Source organism: Salinisphaera sp. T31B1, assembly GCF_040361275.1.
Lineage (GTDB): Bacteria > Pseudomonadota > Gammaproteobacteria > Nevskiales > Salinisphaeraceae > Salinisphaera.
Window position 1 is genome coordinate 1 of the sequence record NZ_APNH01000009.1, and the last position, 1,075, is coordinate 1,075.

The window sequence follows — 1,075 nt, forward strand, 5'->3', positions numbered from 1 at the left end:
TCCAGCAGGGCGGCCACGCGTGGCATCAGGTCCTTGCCGTAGGTGGTGTTGGGCCCGAGCACGTGGGTGTAGTCGCCCTCACGCACCGCGGCGACGATCTGCGGGGCGAGCGTGGCGGCCATCGGGTGGGCGTTGGCGGCGTGGTCGGCGTGCAGGACCCGGCTGACGCCGTCGAGCTGGGCAGCGTCTGCGGCGATCGCCGCGCCGTCGTCGGACAGCACGAGCACGTCGATGGCGTCGGCGTTGAAGTCCTGGGCACAGGTCACCGCACGGGCGGTGGAGGCGTTCAGCGTGCCGTTGAGATAATCGGCAACAATCAGAATCTTGCTCATAGCAGACCTTTCTCCTTGAGTTTGGCGATGAGCGCATCGGTGGATTCGACCTTCACACCGGCTTCACGGGTGGGCGGCGGCGCGGTCCGGGTGGTTTCCAGCCGGGCGGCGGCAGACACGCCGAGGTCGTCGAGGCTCATGTCTTCAATCGGCTTGCGCTTGGCCTTCATGATGTCGGGCAGCTTGAGATAGCGCGGCTCGTTCAGGCGCAGGTCGGCGGTGATTACCGCCGGCAGGTCGACCTCGAGGGTTTCCAGACCGGCGTCGATCTCGCGGGTGACCTTGGCGGTGTCGCCGGCCAGTTCGATCACCGAGGCGAACGTGGCTTGTGGCCAGTTCAGCAGGGCCGAGGTCATCTGGCCGGTCTGGTTCGAGTCGTCGTCGATGGCCTGCTTGCCCATCAGAAAGACCTTCGGATCTTCTTTTTCGGCAATGGCCTTGAATACACGGGCGGCCGTCAGCGGCTGAATCGGCTCGTCGGTCTTGATATGGATCGCGCGGTCGCAGCCGAACGCCAGCGCACTGCGCAGCTGTTCCTTGGCGGCTTCCGGGCCGATCGTCACGGCAACGATTTCTTCGGCGTCGCCGGCTTCCTTCCAGCGCATGGCCTGCTCGACGGCAATCTCGTCGAACGGGTTCATGCTGTGCTTGACGCCGTTCTCGACCACGCCGGAGCCGTCCGGCTTGATCTGGATGCGCACGTTGTAGTCGATCGCGCGCTTGATGCTCACAAGTACTTTCAT

Annotated in this window: 2 protein-coding genes; both read right to left on the bottom strand. The window is 64.9% G+C overall.

Going from position 1 to position 1,075, the window contains the following annotated elements; genetic code table 11:
* A partial coding sequence (locus T31B1_RS20040; RefSeq protein WP_502951062.1) for an adenine nucleotide alpha hydrolase family protein occupies positions 1-332 on the bottom strand: 332 nt, incomplete at its 3' end.
* Entirely contained in the window at positions 329-1,075 is a 747-nt protein-coding gene (locus T31B1_RS20045) for an electron transfer flavoprotein subunit beta/FixA family protein (protein ID WP_353251298.1), read from the bottom strand. The genes T31B1_RS20045 and T31B1_RS20040, both read right to left, overlap by 4 nt.